The organism is Caballeronia sp. LZ033 (assembly GCF_031451265.1).
Lineage (GTDB): Bacteria > Pseudomonadota > Gammaproteobacteria > Burkholderiales > Burkholderiaceae > Caballeronia.
Genome location: NZ_JARUXQ010000001.1, coordinates 2,376,888 through 2,397,435, shown reverse-complemented (window position 1 = coordinate 2,397,435; position 20,548 = coordinate 2,376,888). Strand labels below are relative to the sequence as shown.

Genomic DNA, 20,548 nt, shown 5'->3' with positions numbered 1-20,548 from the left:
CCGAAGCATGGCGTACCTGCTTGTGACGGATCCAGAGTACGGAACGGCGCAGGGCAGGCCGTTGACGCCTGCATGAACGGATCGCAGCATGGACTGCATCATCCCTGCATTCGGAGAGCCCGCAGACCATGATCCGCGACATCGAAACGATGAACGTGTTACGCGACAACATCGCGCGCTTCGTGCGTGAACGACTGATTCCCAACGAAGCGCAAGTTGCCGACACCGACGAGATTCCGCAGGACGTCGTCGACGACATGAAGGCAATGGGTCTCTTCGGACTCACGATTCCCGAAGCCTACGGCGGCCTGCAACTCACGATGGAAGAAGAGGTGCTCGCGATGTTCGAGCTCGGGCGTGCATCGCCCGCGTTCCGCTCGCTGATCGGCACGACGGTCGGTATCGGCTCGCAGGGCATCTTGCTCGACGGCACCGAGGAACAGAAAGAGCGTTATCTGCCGCGTCTTGCGACGGGCGAGATCATCGCTTCGTTCGCGCTGACGGAACCGGAGGCCGGATCGGATGCGGCGTCGCTGCGCACGACAGCGATCCGCGACGGCGACGACTACATCGTGAACGGCACCAAGCGCTACATCACGAACGCGCCGCAGGCCGGCATCTTCACGCTGATGGCGCGCACCGATCCGGAGGACAAGAGTTCGGGCGGCATCTCGGCGTTCATCGTCGAGGCCGGATCGCCAGGCCTGAGTTTCGGCAAGCGCGACAAGAAGATGGGCCAGCGCGGCGCCCATACCTGCGACGTCATCTTCGACAACTGCCGTGTGCCGGCCGCGAATCTGATCGGCGGCGTGGAGGGCAAAGGCTTCAAGACCGCGATGAAAGTGCTCGACAAGGGGCGCATTCACATCGCGGCGATCTGCGTGGCGGTCGCGCAGCGCATGCTGGACGACACGGTGCAGTATGCGATCGAGCGCAAGCAGTTCGGTCAGGCCATCGGCGAGTTTCAGCTGGTTCAGGCCATGCTGTCGGACAGCCGCGCCGAACTGTATGCGGCGCGCTGCATGGTGGTCGATGCCGCGCGCCGTCGCGACGATGGCCTGAAGGTCAGCACGGAAGCCTCGTGCGCGAAGCTGTTCGCCTCCGAAATGTGCGGGCGCGTCGCGGATCGCGCAGTGCAGATCCACGGCGGCGCGGGCTACATGAGCGAGTACGGCATCGAACGGTTCTATCGTGATGTTCGCCTGTTCCGCATTTTCGAAGGCACGACGCAGGTGCAACAACTGGTCATCGCACGCAACATGCTGCGGGAAGCGCGCCCGTAGCGGGGGAAGGCACGATGTTTCAGGCATAGTGACGGCGCGTGGCCCCTGTTCCTGCCCGCATCTCCCATGTCACGACGAGAATTGATCATGAACGAATGCCTGGATACGCTTCGCAGGGTTGAACGCGCCTGGAACGAAGCGGCCCGCAACTGGGATCCGCACGCGCTGACCGCGCTCTATGCGCCGGACGCGCTGTTCTTCGGCGGGCGCAAGGGCCAGTCTGCCGGAGCGCGCGCGATCCTCGCGTATTTCTCGTCGTATTGCGGGGTGATCGAATCGGCGACGCTCGCGTTGGTCGAGCAGCACGTCATCCGGCTCGCGCATGACTGTTTCCTCGCGCAAGGCTACGGCGAGTTCACCTTCACGCTCGCCGGCAACAGAACTTCGCGATCGCGGCTGCGTACGACGCTCGTGATCGCATCGCACGATGCCGCGTGGCGCATTCGCCAGCATCATTTTTCGACCGAGCCCGACACGCCGCCCATCTGAACGGCGCGCTTCGCCTTCGACCTACGCCGCTTCGAAGAGGGCGGCCATGCCCTGGCCACCGCCGATGCACATGGTCTCCAGACCGTAACGCCCGCCGCGCCGCCGCAGTTCGTGCAGCAGCGTGGTCATCATGCGTACCCCGGTCGCGCCGATCGGATGACCGAGCGAAATGCCCGAGCCGTTCACGTTCAGGCGCTCCCGATCGTCCCATCGCCAGCCCTTCAGCACGGCAAGCGCCTGCGCGGCGAAGGCTTCGTTCAGTTCGACCAGATCGATGCGATCGAACGAGAAGCCCGTGCGCGCAAACAATCTCTCGACGGCGGGAACAGGGCCGATGCCCATCAGCGCCGGCTCGCATCCCGCCGCTGCCCAGCCGACGAGATAGCCATGCGGCGAGAGTTCGAGCTCATCGAGCTTGTCCTCCGCGACGATCAGGCACGCAGCCGATGCGTCGTTCTGCTGGCTCGCGTTACCCGCCGTGGTGATGCCGTCCTTCATGACCGGCTTGAGACGGGCGAGCGATTCGGCGGTGGTGTCGGGACGAATGCCTTCGTCGCGCGTGAACATCGACGGTTCGCCCTTTTTCTGCGGCACCGTGATGGGCACCACTTCGTCATCGAACTTGCCCGCGTTCCATGCCGCCGCCGCGCGCTGATGGCTGAGTGCGGCGAACGCGTCGGCTTCGGCGCGGGTGATGCCGTATTCGCGCGCGAGATTCTCGGCGGTTTCGACCATGCCGGAGATACGGCCGAAGCGATCTTCCGGCTGCGAGCGCTCGCGCCCGCGTTCGAGCCGGTCGTGAAAGCGCACCGAGCCCGAGCGTTTGCCCCAGCGCATGTCGGTCGTGTAGTACTCGATGTTGCTCATGCTCTCCACGCCGCCCGCGAACACGACATCGGCCGCGCCGCTCTGCACCATCATTGCCGCAGTGACGATGGCCTGCAAGCCGCCGCCGCAGCGCCGGTCGAGCTGCATGCCGGGCACGCTGACGGGCAGGCCCGCGTTCAACGCAGCCCATCGGCCGATGCAGGGTGTCTCGCCGTTCGCGTACGACTGGGCGAACACGACATCGTCGATGCGAGCCGGATCGATGCGCGTGCGTTCCAGCACTGCCTGGATCACGGGCCGCGTGAGGTCTTCGACCGGCACGCCGCGCAGACTGCCGCCGAATGCGCCGACCGGCGTTCGCAGGGGTGAGACGATGGCTGCTCTTCTCATGAGTCGTCCTTCGATGGGGATTAACGATGCGTTCGCTCACGATGCGAGTCCGCACGTTCCATCGTCAAGGACGGGGCGGGCATATTTCCGTACTTCGACAGCCCGGGCTCGCCGGCCTCAGGCGTGCCGATCTTCGACCGGCACGTTCCGCAGAAGAAAGTCGATCGCGACATGGCCGAAGCGGTCGTTGCGATCGCCCGCCACCATATGCCCGGCCTCCGCGACGTTGACGTAATCCGCGCGCGGGCACAGCGCGAGAAACTCCCGCACGCCTTTCTCGCTGACGACATCGGAACTGCCGCCGCGCACGAGCAGGGTCGGCACGGACACGGCGCGCGCACAGGCCGACAGGCGGGCGTGCCGTCCTTCGATATCGAGCGGCCGCTGAATGAAGCGCGGGTCCCAGTGCCAGCGATAGCGTCCGTCGTCGCCGAGCCGCACGTTCTTCGCGAGGCCATCGAGATTGGGCCGGCGGGTTTGCGTCGGACGATATTCGCTGATGGCGTCGGCGACGGCTTCGAGCGAATCGAAGCCGTCCGGACGCTGGCGCATGAAGCTGCGAATGCGATCGACGCCGGTGGGCTCCGTGTACGGCACGATATCGACGAGAATGAGCGCGCTCGCCGGGACATGGCCTTCGCCGATGGCGACGAGACTCGTCGCGCCGCCCATCGATGCACCGATCAGCACCGGCGGCGCGCTGGTCTCCGGGCCGCGTACCTGCTCGATCACGCTGCGGAGGTCCTGCGCAAGCGCGTCGAGACTGTAATCGCCGTCCTCGCTCCAGCCGGAATCGCCATGCCCGCGGGCATCGTAGGCGACGGCAAAGTACCCCGCGTCACCCAGCCGTGCACCGGTTTCGCCCCACGCGTGGCGCGTCTGCCCGCCGCCGTGCAGCAGCACCACGAGCGGGCTTTCCGGGTCGCCCCATGTGTCGGCGGCGAGCGGAATGCCCGAGGCGGATTTCCAGACATGCATCGGCTGCGGTGCGCCCGCGAGTCGGTTTCCTGCGCTCATCTTCGTGTCCTCTCGATGTGTGGGCTCTTGTCGTGACGCGTTGCAAGAAACCGGCCTGCCCGCGTCATAGGGCGAGTCTATGACGGGCAAAACAAACTGGTATTTGCGCGTCCGTCCGGCGGACGTTCAAATGGAGCCTCGATAAAGCCCCGTTCACGATACTGCAAGGAGACGCCATTGAAGATACTTGTCCCAGTCAAGCGCGTGGTCGACTACAACGTGAAGGTCCGCGTGAAGTCGGACCACTCCGGTGTCGACATCGCCAATGTAAAGATGTCGATGAACCCGTTCGATGAAATTGCCGTCGAGGAAGCAGTGCGTCTGAAGGAAGCGGGCGTTGCTGCGGAAGTGATCGCGGTTTCGTGTGGCGTCGCGCAAGCCCAGGAGACCTTGCGCACGGCGCTGGCGATCGGTGCGGATCGTGCGGTGCTGGTGGAGACGGCGGAAGAGCTTCAGCCGCTCGCCGTCGCGAAGATTTTGAAAGCGCTGGTCGATCAGGAAAAGCCTGAACTCGTCATTCTCGGCAAGCAGGCTATCGACGACGACTCGAATCAGACGGGGCAGATGCTCGCTGCCTTGGCGGGCCTGCCCCAGGCGACGTTCGCGTCGAAAGTCGTGATCGCAGACGGACGCGTCACGGTCTCACGTGAAATCGATGGTGGCGCGGAAACGCTTTCCTTGACACTCCCCGCCGTGATCACCACGGACCTGCGTCTGAACGAGCCGCGTTATGTGACGCTGCCGAGCATCATGAAGGCGAAGAAGAAGCCATTGAGCACGGTGACGCCTGCGGATCTGAATGTGGACGTTGCACCGCGTCTGAAGACATTGAGGGTCACCGAGCCTGCGAAGCGCAGCGCGGGCATTACCGTGCCGGACGTGAAGACGCTGGTCGACAAACTGAAGAGCGAAGCCAAGGTAATCTGAACATGACGATTCTGATCATTGCGGAACACGACAACGCGTCGATCAAGGCAGCGACGCTCAATACGGTTGCGGCTGCAACTAAAATCGGCGGCGACGTGCATGTGCTGGTCGCGGGATCGAACGCGCAAGGCGCAGCCGATGCTGCAGCGAAGATCGCAGGCATAGCGAAGGTGCTGCTCGCCGATGCGCCTCAACTTGCCGACGGTCTCGCTGAAAACGTCGAAGGCACGGTGCTGAACATCGCGAAGGACTATTCGCACATCCTGGCTCCCGCCACGGCGTACGGCAAGAACATCGCGCCGCGTATCGCCGCGCATCTCGACGTCGCGCAGATCAGCGACATCACGGCCGTCGACAGCGCCGACACTTTCGAGCGTCCGATCTATGCAGGCAATGCCATTGCTACAGTTCAATCGAGCGATCCGATCAAGGTCATCACGGTGCGCGCAACCGGCTTCGATCCGGTCGCAGCCGAAGGCGGCAGTGCAGCAGTCGAGAAGATCGAAGCCGCCGCCGATGCAGGCATCTCGCAGTTCGTGAGCCGCGAAGTGACGAAGCTGGACCGTCCGGAACTGACGAGCGCGCACATCATCGTGTCGGGCGGCCGGGGTCTCGGCAGCGGCGAGAACTACACGAAGACGCTGGAACCGCTGGCGGACAAGCTGGGCGCGGCGCTGGGCGCATCGCGCGCGGCGGTCGATGCCGGTTACGTGCCGAACGACTTCCAGGTGGGTCAGACGGGCAAGATCGTCGCGCCGCAGCTGTACGTGGCGGTCGGCATCTCGGGCGCGATTCAGCACTTGGCGGGCATGAAGGACAGCAAGGTGATCGTTGCGATCAACAAGGACGCGGAAGCGCCGATCTTCAGCGTGGCCGATTACGGTCTCGTCAGCGATCTGTTCAGCGCGGTGCCTGAACTCGTGCAAAGCCTGTAACGACCGATGACCACGATGCCCAACGCGACCCGTCATCGTTCGCTGCTGTTCGTCCCCGGCAATCGTCCCGAGCGATTCGCGAAGGCGCTGAACAGCGGCGCCGACGCGGTCATCCTCGATCTGGAGGATGCCGTCGCGCCCGAGCGCAAGGACGAGGCGCGCGCAGCCATTGCCGCGTGGCTCACGCCCGGGCGCCCGGTGCTGATCCGCGTGAACGCGCGCGACACGCCCTGGTTCGAACAGGACGCGCGGCTCTGCACCGTGCGCGGCGTTGCGGGCGTCGTGCTGCCGAAGGCGCAAAGCGCGACGGACGTGATCGAACTCGTCACGCGCACACGCAGCCGCATGCCCGTGTTCCCGCTGATCGAGAGCGCCGAAGGCATGCATCGCGCGCTGGAGATCGCGCGTGCGCCGCATGTGCATCGGCTGATCTTCGGGACACTCGATTTCTGCGCCGATCTGAACATGGCATCCGATGGCAGCGAACTGGACCCTTACCGCGCGCAACTCGCATTGATCTCCCGAGTCGCGCACATCGGCGCCCCGATCGACGGCGTAACACCCGCCATCGACAACGAAGCCGCACTCCACGCCGACACGCTCAACGCAAAGCGGCGCGGCTTCGCGGGGAAAATCTGCATCCATCCGAAACAGGTCGATACCGTGAACCGATGCTTCGCCGCCAGCGAAGCGGAACTCGCCTGGGCAAGGGAAGTGCTCGAAGCGTTCGCGCAAGCGAATGGCGCGGCGGTTGCGGTGCAGGGAAAGATGGTCGATCGGCCCGTCGTGATGCGTGCGCAGGCGATCCTCGATACAGCGCGTTCCTGATGATCAGATCGCGCCCTCGGCGCGCAGGCGTTCGATCGAACGCGCATCGTACCCGAGCTCGCCGAGTATGGCTTCGGTCTGCTCGCCGAGCGCGGGAACGGCATCCATACGCGGTTCATCCGCCGCGCTCAAGCCCGGTGGATAGAGCGCGGCGATCTCGCCCACGGGCGTGCGAACGCGCGTCCACCGGCCGCGCGCGTCGAGCTGCTCATGGCGCCAGACGTCGTGCATGTCGTTCATGCGCGCATTGGCGATACCCGCTTCTTCCAGCCGCTCGATCACCTGCGCGGCGCTCATGTCCGCAAATGCCTCGACAATGGTGCGCGTGAGTTCGTCGCGATGCCGGGCGCGGCGGCTGTTGGCGCAGTACCTCTCATCCATTTCGAGTTCGGGACGGCGCAACACGATCTCGCAGAACTTCTTCCATTCGCGCTCGTTTTGCAGGCCCAGCATGACGGTCTTGCCATCGCCGGCCTGGAACGGACCATAAGGGAAAATCGTCGCATGCGAGGCGCCGGCCGGGCGCGGCGGCGTCTGTCCGTCGATCGCGTAGTAGAGCGGAAAGCTCATCCATTCGACCATGCTCTCCAGCATCGACACGTCGATACGCTTGCCGCGGCCCGTCTTGCCGCGCTCGATGATCGCGCCAAGGATATTCGTGTACGCATACATCCCCGCGGCAATGTCCGCGATCGAGCACCCCGCCTTCGCCGGCTCGCCGTCGGAACCCGTGACGCTCAGAAACCCCGACTCGCTCTGGATCAGCAGGTCGTAGGCTTTCTTGTCGCGCAGCGGGCCATCCGCGCCGTAGCCGCTGATGTCGCAGACGATCAGACGCGGATAACGTGTGCTCAGCGTGTCGTAGTCGAGGCTCAGCCGCTGCGCCGCGCCGGGCGCGAGATTCTGCACGAACACGTCGGCATCGGCGAGCAGCTTGTCGACGATCTCGAGCGCCTGCGGCTGCTTGACATCCAGCGTGATGCTTTCTTTCGAACGATTGGTCCACACGAAGTGCGACGACAGTCCCGAGACGCGTTCGTCGTAGCCGCGCGCGAAGTCGCCGGCGCCGGGACGTTCGATCTTGATCACGCGCGCGCCCATGTCGGCGAGCTGGCGCGTGCAGAAGGGCGCGGCGATCGCCTGCTCCAGCGTGACGACCTTGATGTCTTGCAGCGGACGCATGACGAGGCTTCCTCAGAAAGAACGTGGCAAGCCGAGAATATGCTCGGCCACGTACGACAGAATGAGGTTGGTCGAGATCGGCGCGACCTGATAAAGCCGCGTCTCGCGGAACTTGCGCTCGACATCGTATTCCGCGGCGAAGCCGAAGCCGCCGTGAAACTGCAGGCAGGCGTTGGCCGCTTCCCACGATGCATCGGCGGCCAGCAGCTTCGCCATGTTCGCCTGCGCCCCGCAGGGCTGGTGCGCGTCGAAGAGTTCGCAGGCCTTGAAGCGCATGAGATTGGCCGCTTCCACGTTGACATACGCGCGTGCAATCGGAAACTGCACGCCCTGATTCTGCCCGATGGGCCGGCCGAACACGACGCGCTCCTTCACGTATTCACTGACCTTGTCGATGAACCAGTAGCCGTCGCCGATGCATTCCGCCGCGATCAGCGTGCGCTCCGCGTTCAGGCCATCGAGGATGTATTTGAAGCCCATGCCTTCCTCGCCGATCAGGTTCTCGGCGGGGATCTCGAGATTGTCGAAGAAGAGTTCGTTGGTCTCGTGATTCACCATGTTGATGATCGGCTGGACCGTGAGACCGTGCCCGACCGCCTCGCGCAGATCGACGATGAAGATGGACATCCCTTCGCTCTTCTTCTTCACGTCGGCGAGCGGCGTCGTGCGCGCGAGGAGAATCATCAGGTCGGAATGCTGCACGCGCGAGATCCAGACCTTCTGGCCGTTGATGACATAGCGGTCGCCTTTCTTTTCCGCGGTCGTCTTGATCTTCGTGGTGTCGGTGCCGGTGGTCGGCTCGGTGACGCCCATCGATTGCAGACGCAATTCGCCCGACGCGATCTTCGGCAGGTAGCGTTGCTTCTGCTCCGTCGAGCCGTGCCGCAGCAGGGTGCCCATGTTGTACATCTGGCCGTGGCACGCGCCGGAATTGCCGCCCGACCGGTTGATCTCCTCCATGATGACGGACGCCTCGGTGAGACCCAGGCCCGAGCCGCCGTACTCCTGCGGAATCAGCGCGGCGAGCCAGCCCGCTTTCGTCAGTGCATCGACGAATGCTTCGGGGTAGCCGCGCACTTCATCGACCTTGCGGAAGTATTCGTTCGAGAACTGCTTGCAGAGGTCGCGCACGGCGTCGCGAATGTCCTGATATGCGTCGTTGGTTTCGATCATGATGGGTGGTATGCGTTAGTCGAGCGTGGCGTGAGCCGTCATGCCAAGCCAGCCTTCGTGGTCCTTCGACCATAACTCGATGGACTTGCCATCGGCGGACGGCTGGCCGCACAGATGCAATGCGTTGCCGGCGAAGCAGGGACGCAGCGCCTTGAAGGAAAACTCGCGCACGATGGCATCCGGCCGTTGACGCCTGAGCAGGTCCATCAGCAGCGTGGCGATCAGCGGACCATGCACGACGAGGCCGGGATAGCCTTCCGTTCCCGTGACATAGGGCGTGTCGTAATGAATGCGATGGGCGTTGAAGGTCAGCGCGGAATAGCGGAACAGCAAGGTCTCATCCGGCATCAGCGTGCGCTGCCACGCTTCGTCGGCGGGTGCGGCGGTGGGCGCCGACGCCGTCGTGCCCGCTTCGCGATACACGATGTCGTGTTCTTCCTCGATCGCCAGCGTCCCGTTGCTCTCGATGCGGTGCGCGACCGTCACGAAGCCGAGCCGGCCGGTTCGTCCCTGCTTCTCGCGCACATCGAGCACGCGCGACTCGCGTGTGATGCGTTCACCGACGCGTACCGGGGCCGGAAACCGCAGGCGTCCGCCGGCCCACATGCGGCGAGGCAAGCCAAGGTCGGGAAGAAAGCCGCCTTTCTGCGGATGGCCGTCCGCCGCGATCAGCGTTTGCCTCACGGTCGGCCGGAAGAAGATCCAGTGCCACAGCGGTGGCAGCGCTTCGCCGTCAGCCGGCGACGCCTCGTAGTCGAGCGTGGCGGCGAGTGCGGCCACCGAAGTCGGCGCGACGATATCGACCGCGCATTCCTTGTTCATTCGAATCCTCCGTGCGCGCATGCGGCGCGTCCGTCGCCAGCGGTTGTCCAAGCCCCACTTTAAAACGCTGACCGTCCAGCAGGGAAATACCGATTTGGTGTGCCCGCCATAGGACGAGCCTATGTCTTTGTCCGCCAGGAGTGGGTTCCGAGGTACGGAACAGCGGTCGCGCAGCGGTTGCGCATGTTCATTCCCGGTCTTCCAATGGATGCGTTCGCGTGACCGGCGCGATTCCGGGCATCGCGAGAACCAGGATACGCACATGTATGAACGAGTGTTGTCGCCGATCCGCATCGGCGCGGTGGAGATTCCGAATCGCATCGTCAGGACAGCGCATGCCACGTCCTTCTCACGCGAGTACATCAATGACGATCTGATCGCCTATCACCTCGAACGGGCGAAAGGGGGCGCGGGACTGTCGATCATCGAAGGTGCATCCGTGCATCATTCGTCGACTTTCGCGCTGAGCGTACGCGACGACGGCGCCATCGCACCGATGCGCCGGCTGGTCGAGGCGATCGCGCCTACCGGCATGAAGCTGTTCCAGCAACTCTGGCACGGCGGCTATACGGACCCGTCGGCGAGTGGCGGTTTGCCCTGGGCGGCATCGGCGCTGCCGGGGCGTTATGCGGTCGCACCGCCGGTTCCGATGACCACCGACCAGATCGGCGAACTCGTCGAAGCGTACGCGAAAGCCGCCGTGCGCGTCGAGGAAGCGGGCATGCAAGGCGCCGAGATACTCGCGGGCAACGGCTATCTGTTCTCGCAGTTCTTCTCGCCGGTGCTGAACCGGCGCACCGACATTTATGGCGGCAACTTCGAGAACCGCATCCGCTTCCTGCTGGAAACCTTGCGCGCCGTTCGCGCGGCGACGTCGCCGGGGTTCGCGCTCGGCATGCGTATCGGCGACAGTTCGGACCAGCGCATCCTTTCGGCGCGTGAGACCAATGCGATCGCGTTGCGCGCACAAGCCGAAGGGCTGATCGACTTCGTCAACATCACGCACGGCGACTATTACTTTCATGTCGATCGCTACGCGGGCATGGATCAGCCCGTCGGCTATCAATTGCCGTTCAGCGAGGACATCGGCAAGGACGTGACCGTGCCGCGCATCATCGTCGGCCGGTACGCGACGCTCGACGACGCCGAACAGGCACTCAAGACCGGCGCGGCCGATCTCATCAACATCGTGCGCGGCATGATCGCTGACCCGATGCTCGTCGTGAAGTCGCGCGAAGGGCGGGGCCATGAAGTCAGGCCGTGCATCGGCTGCAACCAGGGCTGCATCGGCGGGGTCTTCAGCGGACGGATGGGATGCGCGGTGAATCCCGCGGCCGGACGTGAGGCGAGCTTGTCGGACGATACGATCGTCAAGACCAACAATTCGCGCCGCGTGCTCGTGGTCGGCGGTGGTGTCGCCGGCATGGAAGCGGCGCGCGTCGCGCTGCTGCAAGGACATCGCGTGACGCTGGTCGAAGCGATGGCCGATCTCGGCGGCTTGCTGAACTACGCGCGACGCATGCCGAAGCTGCACGCCATCGGCGACATCGCGATCTGGCTGGAAAACGAGATCTATCGGCTGGGCGCGGACGTGCGTCTGTCGACCTACATGGACGCCGCCGACGTGCTCGCCGAACATCCCGACGTCGTCATCGTGGCTACCGGATCGCAGCCCGCCGAAGCGCATGAATTCGTACAGACGGCCAGCCCCGCCGCGCAGGTGCGGATCGCACCGGATGCGCGCGTGCTGACATCGCTCGACCTGATCACGGATAGGGAGAAGGCCTATGGCGACACGGCAATCGTCGTCGACGACGTCGGGCACTATGAGGCGATAGGCTGTTGCGAGATGCTGATCGAGCGCGGCGTCAAGGTGACCTATGTCACGCGCCATCTGATGTTCGCGCCCGCGATGGAAGCGACGGGCCGCACTCAGTCCGCGCTGCAGCGCTTCCACAAGGCCGGCGACTTCCGCATCGTCACGCAGGCGGAACTGGTATCGGTCGGCAAGGGCCGCGCCGAGATCAAGCCGCTGTTCGGCGCCAGGACCGAAACCATCGACGCGGACACGGTCGTGATCGTCGGCTATCGCCAGTCGCAGAACGAGCTCTGGCTGGCGTTGCGTTCGCGCGTGGCGCAACTGCATGTCGTCGGCGATGCGCTCTCTGCGCGCGACATCCAGCCGGCGATTCGCGAAGGGCATCTCGCCGCGCGTTCGATCACCTGAATCGCGGCGTTCAAGCACCCGCACATTCGTTCCATTCGATGAATCATCGCGCGTTCGGGCTCGACGCCCGTCCGGCTACGCGCGCGCGTGCTCTGCACGATACACAGCGCGCGCAGCCGAATTCCAACGTACGGATCACTTCGCATGGCCCGATTGACCCGCGCAGGCCGCGCTCGTCAAATGAGCCCACGATAAAACGAAACCATCAGGAGACACACATGAAGCGCAAGACGATCGAACGCGCATTGATGCTCTGGTTCGCCGCACTGGGCGCGACGCCCGGCGCCTTCGCCGACTCGCCGAACGTCATCAAGATCGGACTGTCCGTGCCTCTCTCGGGCTCGGGCGCGAACTGGGGCAAGGGCAGCGAATGGCTGTGCAAGGCGGCCGCCGAGGAAATCCGCAAGGCGGGCGGCGTGAAGGTATCGAACACGGTCTACAACTACGAGTGCGTCGCGTACGACAACAAGTACAACGCGGCGGACGGCGCGAAAGTCGCGCAGACCTTGCTGAGCCGCGACGGCGTGAAGTATATCGGCGGCAGTCTCGGCACCGCGCCCTCGCGCGCGCTGCAGTCGCTCACCGAGCGTGAGGGCGTGCTGTTGTTCACGACCGCCTGGGGCGCCAGCATCAAGGGTCCAAAATATCCGCTGACCTTCACGCAGATGAATACGCCGATCGAAATCGCGCCGCCGCTGGTGCGCTACGTGAAGCAGGCCAACCCGAAGATCCAGAGTGTCGCGCTGCTCAATCCCAACGACGCCACCGGCCAGGAAACGGAGAAGCTCGCGCGCAAGGCCTGGGAAGCGGTCGGCGTGAAGGTCGTCGCGAGCGACTGGTACGAGCGTGGCACGACGGAATTCCAGCCGGTCGCCGCCAAGCTCGCGGGCCTCAAGCCGGACGTCGTCGATCTGTGTTCGAGCCCGCCCGCCGATGGCGGCCTCGTCTTCAAGGAAATGGACGCGCTGGGCTGGACGGGCGTGAAGGTGGTCGAAGTGGGCACCGGCGCGGACGGCCTGCTCGCGACCGGCGGACGCGCGGCGAACAACGCGTACATGGGCGCCGCGCTGACCTTCGACGGACCCGGCGTGACGGCACGCCAGCGCGAGCTGAACGAGGGCGCGCGCAGCGTGACGGGCGAGTCGCTGAACGCGATCCAGGTCGGCTTCTACGATTCCGTGAAGGCGCTCAAGGCCGCGATGGAAAAGGCGCAGAGCATCGACCCGACGGTCGTCGCCGGCACCCTGCCGGCCATCGCCTTCGATTCGTTCTACGGTCGCGCCGCGTTCGGCGAGAAGTCCGTGTACGGCAGCCCGCAGCAGATTCTCGTACCGGTCATCGTCACGCAGATCCAGGGCGACAAGCTGGTGGAACTGGCGCGCATCAGCCCGGATGAGCTCAAGCAACGCACCGGCCAATAAACCAGGTCATCGCCGAATATCATGCAGACACTCTTCCAACTCACACTGACCGCGTTGCAGATCGGCTCGGTGTACGTGTTGTTCGCGCTCGGGTTGACGCTGATCTTCGGCGTGCTGCGTATCGTGAACTTCGCGCACGGACAGTTCTTCACGCTGTCCGCGCTGATCGTGTCGGTCGCGATTCCCTGGCTCGTCATGCGCGGCGTGCCGGTGCAACTCGCCTATCTCGGCGGCTTCGTCGCGGGCGTGGTGCTCGCCTCGGGACTCGGGGCCATCGTGTTCCGCTTCGCGTTCCGCCGCTTCCAGCGCGATCTCGCCGGCTCGTTCATTCTGTCGGCAGGCTTCGTGCTGTTGTTCGAAGGGATCTTCCGCGAAGTCTTCGGCGGCGCGGTGCGCTCCGTGCCGCCGCTCGTCGGCGGCAATGTCGAGCTGTTCGGCGCGACCCTCGCCGCGCAGCGGCTGCTGCTGTGCGGCGTGGCCGTGGCGCTGGCGGGCGGCCTGCTGTGGTCGCTCAACGCGACCCGCATGGGCCGCGCGATGCGCGCCGTGTCGATCGATCACGAAGCCGCGATGCTGCAAGGCATTCCCTACAACACGATCGCGTTTCGCGGCTTCGTCGTCGCGACGGCGCTCGGCGCGATCGCGGGTGCGCTGATCGCACCGGTCTCGATCGTGTCGCCGGAGTTCGGCGAAAGCTATCTCGTGAAAGGCTTCATCGCGGTGGTCATCGGCGGTCTCGGCTCAGTGCCCGGCGCGATTCTCGGCAGCGTGTTCATCGCGCTCATCGAAAGCTTTGGCGGCTACTACTTCGATCCGTCGAGCGCGAATCTCGCGATCTTCGTGCTCGTCATGCTGGTCCTGCTGGTGCGTCCCAAAGGAGTGCTCGGTCATGCGTGACAAGTCTTTCGCGCTGTGCGCGCTCGCGTTGCTGGCGATCAGCGCCGCGAGTCTTCTCGCCGGCAACGGCTATGCGGCCAATCTCGTCGTGTGGTGCGCGATTGCGGCCTTGAACGCGTCCAGCCTGCGCTTCGTGTTGCTGATGGGCGAACTGAACTTCGCCACGGCGGCGTTCTTCGGCATCGGGGCCTACGCGGCGGGCGTGTCCACGACGCTGTGGGACTTGCCCTTCGCGATCGCGCTGCTGGCGAGCGGCGTGCTCGCCTGTGCAATCGGCGCGGTCTTCGGCTTCATCACGCTGCGCACCAAGGGACCGTACTTCCTGCTGATCGGCTTCGCCTTCTCGGAAGTGATGCGCATCGTCTATACGCGCTCGGACTGGCTGGGCGGCAACTCGGGCATGGTCGGCATCTTCCCGCCGACCGCGTTCGGCGCCGGCTTTCCCGCGTTCGTCGTGCTCGTCGCCGGGTTGCTGATGCTCGCGCTGTTCGTGCTCGAAACCTCGCAGTTCGGCAAGCTGCTGATCGCCGTACGCGACAACGAGAGCGTGGTGCGCTCGGTCGGCATCCGCGTGCATGCGGTGAAGATCGCGTGCTTCTGCATCTCGTGCTTCGTCACGGGCATCGCGGGATCGCTGCATGCGTTCGCCAACAATGTCATCAGCCCGCTCGATTTCGGCTTTCTGTTGTCGACGCTGGCGCTCGCCTATCTGAAGGTCGGCGGCGAGCATCACCCGCTCGGGCCGGTGGCGGGCGCGGTGCTGCTGGTGTTGCTCGGCAGCGTGACGCTCAGCTTCGGCGCGAGCGAGCATATCTTCTACGGCGCGGCGATCGTCCTCGCGATGCTGCTGCTGCCCGGCGGCATCATGGGCTTCGTGCAGGGCGGCATCACGCGCGCGAAGTCACGCCGCGCGGCGCTCATTCGCTCGAACGGAGGCGCATGATGCAGAGTTCCGCCACCCGACCCTTGCTGGAAGCGCGCGACATCGCGCGGCGTTTCGGCGGACTGCTCGCGGTCTCCGACCTGAGCTTCGAGATTCGCGAACGCGAAGTGCTGGGCCTGATAGGACCGAACGGCGCCGGCAAGAGCACGACCTTCAATCTGATCAGCGGCTTCATCGCGCCGACGCGCGGCACGCTCGTCATCGACGGCGAGAACGTCACCGGCAAGTCGCCGGAACGCATCAACCGCAAAGGCCTTGCGCGCACCTTCCAGCACGGCAGCCTGATGCGCAGCATGAGCGTGGCCGACAACATCCTCATCGGCACGCTCGGTGCGGTGCCGCGTGCGCAGCGCCTGGAGCGGGTGCGCGAGACCGCGCGTCTGCTCGGGCTGCAAGGCAAGCTCGACGACGTCGCCGGCACCTTGCCGCACGGCCTGCAACGGCTCGTGAGCATTGCGATCGCGTTCGCGTCGCGGCCGCGCATCCTGTGCCTCGACGAGCCGCTCACCGGTCTGAACCAGACGGAAGTCGCCGCCACACTTGAGGTGTTCGAGCGCATCCGCGACGAGTTCGGCAGTTCGGTGCTGCTGGTCGAGCACAACATGAAGGCGGTGATGCAGGTCTGCGACCGCATCGTCGTGCTGCATCACGGACGCATGCTGGCGACCGGCACGCCGCAGGAGATTCGCCGCGACCCGCGCGTCATCGAAGCGTATCTCGGAGCCGAGCATGCACATTGAGACCAGGCAGGACGACATCGTGCTGGACGTGTCCGGCGTATCGATCAGTTACGGCGCGGTGCCGGCCGTGCGCGGCGCGAGTTTCCAGGTGCGCGGCGGGCAGATCGTGACGCTGATCGGCGCGAACGGCGCGGGCAAGTCGACGCTGATGAAATACATCGCGGGACTCGTGCCGGCGCAGGCGGGCAGTCTGACGCTGCACGGCGAGACGCTGGACGCGGCCTCGGCGGATGCGCGGGTGCGGCGCGGACTGTGTCTGGTGCCGGAAGGGCGACGCCTGTTCGGCAGCATGACGGTGCGCGAGAACCTCGAACTGGGCGCGTATTGCCGCGACGACGCCCGCGCGGTCAGCGCCGATCTCGAACGCTGTATGGGCTATTTCCCCGATCTGGTCGCGAAGCTCGGCGCGCCCGCCGGCACGTTGAGCGGCGGCCAGCAGCAGATGGTGGCGGTGGCGCGCGCGCTGATGGCCGCGCCGCGCGTATTGCTACTCGACGAACCGACCATCGGACTCGCGCCCGCCGTGGTCGAGCAGATCGCGCGGGTGATTCACGTAATCCGCGATTCGGGCGTGGATGTCCTGCTGGTCGAGCAGAACGCGGAGGTCGCGCTGCGCATCGCGGATCACGCCTATGTGCTGGAGGGCGGCGGAGTCGTGCAGCATGGCGACGCACGCACGCTCGCCGGCGATGAGCGGGTCCAGCGCGCCTATCTGGGCATGTAGGAGAAGCGTGCTTGCGGGATAACCGGGCGAAGCATCGCCCGCATGGCTCAGGCGATCACACGATCTTCCGCGAGCGCAACTCGGCGACCTTCTGCGCGTCGAGGCCCAGTCCCATCAGAATCTCATCGGTGTGTTCTCCGGTCAGCGGCGGCCGCGTGTGGATTTCCGGAGGCGTGCGGGACAGCGACACCGGCGTGGCGAAGATGGGCACCTTCTTCGGCGCGCCGGGATAGTCCATCCAGCGGATCACGTCGGCGGCGCGGACCGTCTCGTCTTCCAGCACCTGACGCGGCGAGTTGACCGGGCTGGCCGGAATGCGCGCCTGCTCGAGCGCGCTCAGCGCCTCGGCCTGGGTCTTGTCCATGCACCACTGGCTCATCAGGTCGCTGAGCACCTCGCCATTGATGCCGCGCTGCGTATCGTCGGCGAAACGCGGGTCGTCGAGCAGCTCCGGGCGGCCTATCAGGTGCGTCCAGCGCTTGAACATCGCGCGGCCGATGACCTGGGTGATGAACCATCCGTCGGTGGCCTTGAAGATGTCGGAAGGGGCGTAGCTGGACGCGCGGTTCAGCGTGGGCTGACGATCCAGGCCAAGCAAAGCTTCCTCGATCAGCGCGCCGCTGGCCATGTTGAGCCCCGTGCACAGCAGCGACGCGCTCACTTCCTGACCCATGCCGCTGCGCTGGCGCTCGTACAGGGCCAGCATGACGCCGAGCGCGCAGGAAAAGGCCGTGGCGAAGTCGACCACGGGCACCATGGCCTTCTGCGGCCGGTCGGGCGTACCCGCGATGTACACCGCGCCGCTCAGCGCCTGGCCCACGCCATCGAACCCGACGCGGTCGCGCACGGCACGGCTGTTGCCGAACGCGTTGGAGGCGACGAGGATGATGTCGGGCTTGATCTCGCACAGGCTGTCATAGTCGAGCCCCAGGCTCTTGAGCGTGCGCGGCGGCATGTTGGCGATCACGACATCGGCATCGGCGACCAGCTTGCGCACGATCTCGCGTCCCTCCGGACTATCGAGGTCGAGCGTCATGGAGCGCTTGTTGCGATTGACCTGCAGGAACAGCGCGCCTTCACCCTGTGCGGTCACGGGCACGATGAAGCGGTCCTCGCCGCCGCCCACGCGGTCGATGCGGATGACGTCGGCGCCATAGTCGGCCAGCAGCGCCGAGCAGAACGGTCCGGCGATGAAGCGTCCGAAATCCAGGACCTTGATGCCGTCGAGTACTTTCATGTTCTTGTCCAGGTGTAAGTCGTTGGCGCGCGATCGAGGTTCGAACCCGTAGCGGTTCCGGCTGCGCTCCATGCACGCGCATTCGTCGGCGTTCGAGCGGACCCGGCATTGCCGGCGCGTGGCCCGGTTGCGAACCTGCCCGTTCCCAAGGTCAGGCGTCGTCCGGGTCAGGCCGAAGTCGCCGCCGCGCGCACATCGTCGAGCGCGGCAGGATTGTCCAGCGACGACAGATCGCCCGGCGGCAGCCCGCAATACACGCTGCGGAGCACCCGCCGCATGATCTTGGAGCTGCGGGTCTTGGGCAGCTGCGCGATCGAATGCACCTGACCGGGCCTGAAGGGGCGTCCGAGGCGCTTGCCGACATGGTCGGCCACGAGCGCCTCCAGATTCGCGCCCGCGATGCTCGCGCCGGGCCGCGCCACGACGAACACCACGAGCTTCTGGCCCTTGTCGGCATCGGCCACGCCGATCGCGGCGGCTTCGGCCGCGTCGGGCAGTTCCAGCACGACTTCCTCGACTTCGGCGGGACCCAGGCGCTTGCCGGCGACCTTGAGCGTGTCGTCGGAGCGGCCCATCATGAAGTAGTTGCCGTCGGGCGTGCGCAAAGCCAGATCGCCGTGCACCCAGAGCCCCGGAATGGTCTGCCAGTAGGTTTCCAGATAGCGCTGGTCGTCGCGCCAGAACGATTGCGTCATGCCGAGGAAGGGCGCCCGCAGCACCAGTTCGCCGACTTCGCCGGTCACGCTCCGGCCTTCGGCGTCCACCACGTCCGCCGCGACGCCGGGCGAAACGGTGTTGAAGCCGCTCGGCGGAATCGGACGGATCGGCACGCTGGCAAGCAGCGCGCCGGACGCTTCGGTGCCGCCCGTGTAGTTGATGACGGGCGCCGTGCCGTCGCCGAAACGCTGCATGAACCAGCTGCAATGCTCGGGCGCGATGCTTTCGCCCGCGGTGATCAGCAGGCGGACCGTCGAGCGGTCGCCCTGGAGCGCGACGTCCTCGTTGCTGGCCATCCCGCGGATCAGCGTGGGCGCTGAGCCGAAGTGCGTGATCCTGTGCCGTTCGACGACGCGCGCCATGCGCGACCAGTCGGGATAATCGGGGGCGCCGTCGTAGCACACCAGCGTCGCGCCGCGCAGCAGCGCACAGCCGAGCACCAGCGAGCCCGCGATCCAGCCCATGTCGGCGGGCCAGCAATAGACGTCGCCGGGATGCACGTCGAAATGGATCAGCGAGTCGTGCGCCACCTTGATCGGAAAGCTGCCATGCGTGTGCACCACGCCCTTGGGCCGGCCCGTGGTGCCCGAGGTATAGATCACCATGAACGGCGTATCGGGCGTGACGGTCACCGGCGCTTCGCCCAGGCCTTGCGCCCGCGTCGCGGTGTCCTGCCAGTCGAGATCGCGCGGATCCTGCGCCGTGTCGCCTTCCGCCCGTTTCCAGATCACGTGTTCGAGCAGCGGCAACGCGCGCCACGCATCGCGCAGCGCGCCTTCCACGTTCACGCGCCGGCTGCGCCGCGCGAAGCCCGTGGTCGCGATCACCATGCGCGCCTCGGCGGCCGACAGGCGCGCGATGATCGCATCGACGCCGAAGCCGCTGAACAGCGGCACGACCAGCGCGCCCAGATGCACGATGGCCAGCAGCGAGACCGTCGCCTCGACGCCGTTTTCCATCAGCAGGCCGACACGGTCGCCCTGTCTGACGCCGTGTTGCGCGAGACCCGCGGCGAAATCGCGCGTGCGTTCTTCCAGTTGGGCATAGGTCAGCGTGCTCACGCTGCCGTCCTCGTGCTCCGCCACCACGGCCTTCTGCTGCGCGGTGGAAGGCTCGCGGCCCCATGCGTAGATCGTGTTGACCCAGTTGAGCCTGCCGCCGGGGAACCAGCTCGGAAACTGCGGTCCGCGCGACAGGTCCGCATAGCCGGTGGGCGGCACGTCCCAGGCGATCGCGCATTCGCGCATCACGATGGTCCAGTAGCGCTCGGGCTCCTCGATCGATACGCGCATCAGTTCGTCATACGAAGACACGTCGAGCGCGCGCATCAGCTTCACGATGCCGGCGTTCTGCAACTCGCGCTCACCCGGATGCCAGACCTTGCCGGTTTCGACATTGCTCATGATCGGTCTCCTGGGTGGCTGCGAGCCGGCCTGCGCGAGAGGGAGAGGGGAGGGGTCATCCGGTAATCGACTGGAAGCGGCATGATGAAGGTGACGTCATTGGATCCGAGTTCGTACGATGTGACGGCGCCGGTTGTGGGTCAACCTGTGCGAAGACTCTGTTCCGTACCTTGGTAAGGCCGCGGTTCGTGCCGGATGCGGTACGCCGACGGGTTCGCGCATCGGTCTCATTCCAGAATACGGAACATTTGCACGCTTTGCTTTGACTCGTTTCCGTGCGGCGCGTGTAATGCCCTGCATGAGATGAATGCTTGTCGCGTGCCGCCCGGCTGCCCGGCGCGCCGCGATGAACGATCGGTCCATGC

General features: G+C 65.5%; 18 protein-coding genes. 11 read left to right on the top strand and 7 right to left on the bottom strand.

What is annotated here, in order from left to right:
- The first annotated feature begins 128 nt into the window (after positions 1 to 128).
- Together QCE62_RS11260 and QCE62_RS11255 are read left to right on the top strand one after the other, a co-directional pair.
- Positions 129 to 1,283, top strand: coding sequence for an acyl-CoA dehydrogenase family protein (locus QCE62_RS11260; protein ID WP_309917733.1), 1,155 nt, complete (start codon positions 129 to 131; stop codon positions 1,281 to 1,283).
- A gap of 87 nt (positions 1,284 to 1,370) precedes the next feature.
- On the top strand, positions 1,371 to 1,772 hold the full coding sequence (locus tag QCE62_RS11255; protein ID WP_309917730.1) for an SgcJ/EcaC family oxidoreductase: 402 nt from the start codon (positions 1,371 to 1,373) through the stop codon (positions 1,770 to 1,772).
- A 21-nt stretch (positions 1,773 to 1,793) separates the two neighbouring features.
- On the opposite strand, the gene QCE62_RS11250 is transcribed toward QCE62_RS11255, so the two are convergent.
- Both QCE62_RS11250 and QCE62_RS11245 read right to left on the bottom strand, forming a co-directional pair.
- The gene (locus tag QCE62_RS11250; protein WP_309917728.1) at positions 1,794 to 2,990 is read right to left on the bottom strand and encodes an acetyl-CoA C-acetyltransferase; all 1,197 of its coding nucleotides are present in this window, start codon (positions 2,988 to 2,990) and stop codon (positions 1,794 to 1,796) included.
- Between the two features lie 117 nt (positions 2,991 to 3,107).
- A complete protein-coding gene (locus tag QCE62_RS11245) occupies positions 3,108 to 4,007 on the bottom strand; it encodes an alpha/beta hydrolase (RefSeq protein WP_309917725.1) in 900 nt (299 codons plus the stop codon).
- 177 nt (positions 4,008 to 4,184) lie between these two features.
- Between QCE62_RS11245 and QCE62_RS11240 the strand changes: the two genes are divergently transcribed.
- Genes QCE62_RS11240 through QCE62_RS11230 form a run of 3 tightly spaced genes read left to right on the top strand, consistent with a single transcriptional unit; the run spans position 4,185 to position 6,697 of the window.
- Positions 4,185 to 4,934 carry an electron transfer flavoprotein subunit beta/FixA family protein gene (locus tag QCE62_RS11240; RefSeq protein ID WP_309917721.1) on the top strand — a complete coding sequence of 250 codons (750 nt, stop codon included), beginning with the start codon at positions 4,185 to 4,187 and terminating at the stop codon, positions 4,932 to 4,934.
- 2 nt (positions 4,935 to 4,936) lie between these two features.
- Positions 4,937 to 5,869 (top strand): FAD-binding protein, encoded by a 933-nt coding sequence (locus QCE62_RS11235; RefSeq protein ID WP_309917719.1) that lies wholly within the window; start codon positions 4,937 to 4,939, stop codon positions 5,867 to 5,869.
- A gap of 15 nt (positions 5,870 to 5,884) precedes the next feature.
- Positions 5,885 to 6,697, top strand: coding sequence for a CoA ester lyase (locus QCE62_RS11230; RefSeq protein ID WP_309917716.1), 813 nt, complete (start codon positions 5,885 to 5,887; stop codon positions 6,695 to 6,697).
- A gap of 3 nt (positions 6,698 to 6,700) precedes the next feature.
- Here QCE62_RS11230 and QCE62_RS11225 read toward each other — a convergent pair whose 3' ends face one another.
- From QCE62_RS11225 to QCE62_RS11215, 3 genes are read right to left on the bottom strand one after another with little or no spacing between them, the layout of a single operon-like run.
- On the bottom strand, positions 6,701 to 7,879 hold the full coding sequence (locus QCE62_RS11225) for a CaiB/BaiF CoA-transferase family protein (protein WP_309917713.1): 1,179 nt from the start codon (positions 7,877 to 7,879) through the stop codon (positions 6,701 to 6,703).
- A 12-nt stretch (positions 7,880 to 7,891) separates the two neighbouring features.
- Complete coding sequence (locus tag QCE62_RS11220) at positions 7,892 to 9,052, bottom strand: acyl-CoA dehydrogenase family protein (RefSeq protein ID WP_309917711.1); 1,161 nt, start codon at positions 9,050 to 9,052, stop codon at positions 7,892 to 7,894.
- A gap of 15 nt (positions 9,053 to 9,067) precedes the next feature.
- On the bottom strand, positions 9,068 to 9,874 hold the full coding sequence (locus tag QCE62_RS11215) for a MaoC family dehydratase N-terminal domain-containing protein (protein WP_309917708.1): 807 nt from the start codon (positions 9,872 to 9,874) through the stop codon (positions 9,068 to 9,070).
- A gap of 262 nt (positions 9,875 to 10,136) precedes the next feature.
- Between QCE62_RS11215 and QCE62_RS11210 the strand changes: the two genes are divergently transcribed.
- The 6 genes from QCE62_RS11210 (at position 10,137) to QCE62_RS11185 (ending at position 16,826) form a co-directional block, all read left to right on the top strand.
- Positions 10,137 to 12,101 carry an FAD-dependent oxidoreductase gene (locus tag QCE62_RS11210; protein ID WP_309917705.1) on the top strand — a complete coding sequence of 655 codons (1,965 nt, stop codon included), beginning with the start codon at positions 10,137 to 10,139 and terminating at the stop codon, positions 12,099 to 12,101.
- Between the two features lie 218 nt (positions 12,102 to 12,319).
- Positions 12,320 to 13,522, top strand: coding sequence for an ABC transporter substrate-binding protein (locus QCE62_RS11205; protein WP_409017823.1), 1,203 nt, complete (start codon positions 12,320 to 12,322; stop codon positions 13,520 to 13,522).
- Between the two features lie 21 nt (positions 13,523 to 13,543).
- Complete coding sequence (locus tag QCE62_RS11200) at positions 13,544 to 14,419, top strand: branched-chain amino acid ABC transporter permease (protein WP_309917702.1); 876 nt, start codon at positions 13,544 to 13,546, stop codon at positions 14,417 to 14,419.
- Complete coding sequence (locus tag QCE62_RS11195) at positions 14,412 to 15,362, top strand: branched-chain amino acid ABC transporter permease (RefSeq protein WP_309917699.1); 951 nt, start codon at positions 14,412 to 14,414, stop codon at positions 15,360 to 15,362. The genes QCE62_RS11200 and QCE62_RS11195 overlap by 8 nt, the downstream gene beginning before the upstream one ends.
- Entirely contained in the window at positions 15,359 to 16,102 is a 744-nt protein-coding gene (locus tag QCE62_RS11190) for an ABC transporter ATP-binding protein (protein WP_309917696.1), read from the top strand. The genes QCE62_RS11195 and QCE62_RS11190 overlap by 4 nt, the downstream gene beginning before the upstream one ends.
- The gene (locus QCE62_RS11185) at positions 16,092 to 16,826 is read left to right on the top strand and encodes an ABC transporter ATP-binding protein (RefSeq protein ID WP_309917693.1); all 735 of its coding nucleotides are present in this window, start codon (positions 16,092 to 16,094) and stop codon (positions 16,824 to 16,826) included. Before QCE62_RS11190 ends, QCE62_RS11185 begins: the two co-directional genes overlap by 11 nt.
- A gap of 55 nt (positions 16,827 to 16,881) precedes the next feature.
- Here QCE62_RS11185 and QCE62_RS11180 read toward each other — a convergent pair whose 3' ends face one another.
- A complete protein-coding gene (locus tag QCE62_RS11180; protein WP_309917690.1) occupies positions 16,882 to 18,063 on the bottom strand; it encodes a CoA transferase in 1,182 nt (393 codons plus the stop codon).
- 167 nt (positions 18,064 to 18,230) lie between these two features.
- Complete coding sequence (locus QCE62_RS11175; RefSeq protein ID WP_409017822.1) at positions 18,231 to 20,183, bottom strand: AMP-binding protein; 1,953 nt, start codon at positions 20,181 to 20,183, stop codon at positions 18,231 to 18,233.
- Positions 20,184 to 20,548: the final 365 nt, after the last annotated feature.

Excerpts from the sequence above, each read along its gene's own strand:
- QCE62_RS11260 (WP_309917733.1), top strand. The coding sequence starts at position 129 with ATGATCCGCGACATCGAAACGATGAACGTGTTACGCGACAACATCGCG.
- QCE62_RS11255 (WP_309917730.1), top strand. The coding sequence starts at position 1,371 with ATGAACGAATGCCTGGATACGCTTCGCAGGGTTGAACGCGCCTGGAAC.
- QCE62_RS11250 (WP_309917728.1), bottom strand. The coding sequence starts at position 2,990 with ATGAGAAGAGCAGCCATCGTCTCACCCCTGCGAACGCCGGTCGGCGCA.
- QCE62_RS11245 (WP_309917725.1), bottom strand. The coding sequence starts at position 4,007 with ATGAGCGCAGGAAACCGACTCGCGGGCGCACCGCAGCCGATGCATGTC.
- QCE62_RS11235 (WP_309917719.1), top strand. The coding sequence starts at position 4,937 with ATGACGATTCTGATCATTGCGGAACACGACAACGCGTCGATCAAGGCA.
- QCE62_RS11230 (WP_309917716.1), top strand. The coding sequence starts at position 5,885 with ATGCCCAACGCGACCCGTCATCGTTCGCTGCTGTTCGTCCCCGGCAAT.
- QCE62_RS11225 (WP_309917713.1), bottom strand. The coding sequence starts at position 7,879 with ATGCGTCCGCTGCAAGACATCAAGGTCGTCACGCTGGAGCAGGCGATC.
- QCE62_RS11220 (WP_309917711.1), bottom strand. The coding sequence starts at position 9,052 with ATGATCGAAACCAACGACGCATATCAGGACATTCGCGACGCCGTGCGC.
- QCE62_RS11215 (WP_309917708.1), bottom strand. The coding sequence starts at position 9,874 with ATGAACAAGGAATGCGCGGTCGATATCGTCGCGCCGACTTCGGTGGCC.
- QCE62_RS11210 (WP_309917705.1), top strand. The coding sequence starts at position 10,137 with ATGTATGAACGAGTGTTGTCGCCGATCCGCATCGGCGCGGTGGAGATT.
- QCE62_RS11205 (WP_409017823.1), top strand. The coding sequence starts at position 12,320 with ATGAAGCGCAAGACGATCGAACGCGCATTGATGCTCTGGTTCGCCGCA.
- QCE62_RS11200 (WP_309917702.1), top strand. The coding sequence starts at position 13,544 with ATGCAGACACTCTTCCAACTCACACTGACCGCGTTGCAGATCGGCTCG.
- QCE62_RS11195 (WP_309917699.1), top strand. The coding sequence starts at position 14,412 with ATGCGTGACAAGTCTTTCGCGCTGTGCGCGCTCGCGTTGCTGGCGATC.
- QCE62_RS11190 (WP_309917696.1), top strand. The coding sequence starts at position 15,359 with ATGATGCAGAGTTCCGCCACCCGACCCTTGCTGGAAGCGCGCGACATC.
- QCE62_RS11185 (WP_309917693.1), top strand. The coding sequence starts at position 16,092 with ATGCACATTGAGACCAGGCAGGACGACATCGTGCTGGACGTGTCCGGC.
- QCE62_RS11180 (WP_309917690.1), bottom strand. The coding sequence starts at position 18,063 with ATGAAAGTACTCGACGGCATCAAGGTCCTGGATTTCGGACGCTTCATC.
- QCE62_RS11175 (WP_409017822.1), bottom strand. The coding sequence starts at position 20,183 with ATGAGCAATGTCGAAACCGGCAAGGTCTGGCATCCGGGTGAGCGCGAG.